General features: G+C 61.5%; 1 protein-coding gene and 1 pseudogene. One reads left to right on the plus strand and one right to left on the minus strand.

Annotated elements, in window-relative coordinates:
* Positions 1-474: IS66 family transposase (locus CFR80_RS18565; RefSeq protein ID WP_146221646.1), on the plus strand; the 474-nt coding region annotated here is incomplete at its 5' end.
* A gap of 28 nt (positions 475-502) precedes the next feature.
* Here CFR80_RS18565 and CFR80_RS18570 read toward each other — a convergent pair.
* Positions 503-818 (minus strand): annotated as a pseudogene (locus CFR80_RS18570) (IS21 family transposase); the annotation flags it as partial.

An 818-nucleotide genomic window follows, 5' to 3' on the forward strand; every position in this document is an offset into this window, starting at 1 on the left:
GCCGAGCGCACCATCAACGGTACGCCCCCAGAACATCGGCTGGCAGTCCGTCAAACAGACATAGCCCCTCTGGTCGACGATCTGTTCGACTGGATGCGGGAGTGTTGCCGGCGCATGTCGACAAAAAATCCCGTTGCCCACGCCATGAACTATTTTCTCAGACGTGCCGATACATTCACACGATTCCTCACTGACGGCCGGATCTGCCTCTCAAACAATGCAGCAGAACGCGCCCTGCGCGGCATCGCCCTGGGCAGGAAAGCCTGGTTGTTCGCCGGGTCCGATCGTGGCGGAGAGCGCGCCGCCGCCATGTATTCCCTGATCGTCACCGCGCGCCTGAACGATGTCGATCCCCATGCATGGCTCGCTGATGTCCTGGCACGGATCAATGACATCCCCAATCCACGCCTCCATGAACTCCTGCCCTGGCACTGGAAAGCCCACCAGCAGGTCCACAATACCATCGCCGCCTGAATACGCCCGCGTCTCTCGCCGGATGATTACGCCGTGGCACGCCACCGAGCACGCGGAAGGCCTCGGTAAGCGCATCAAAAAGCATCTCGTGGGTCTGCAGGGGATAGGCCCTGAGTATGAAGGCCCGGCTGAAGGACAGTTTGGTGTGGGCAACCTGCAGCTTGACGCGACGGCCGGCAATGACCGCCCAGTCCTCGCCCCAGTCGAACTGGAAGGCCTCCCCGGGCTGGAAGCACAGGGGCACGAAAACACCCCGACCCGTTGTCTGGCGTGCCTGGTGCTGTTCGTGTTTCCATTGCCGGATGAAAGCGGCCACCCGTCCGTAGGATCCATCATAACCCAGT

This window comes from Komagataeibacter oboediens, from assembly GCF_003207815.1.
GTDB lineage: Bacteria > Pseudomonadota > Alphaproteobacteria > Acetobacterales > Acetobacteraceae > Komagataeibacter > Komagataeibacter oboediens.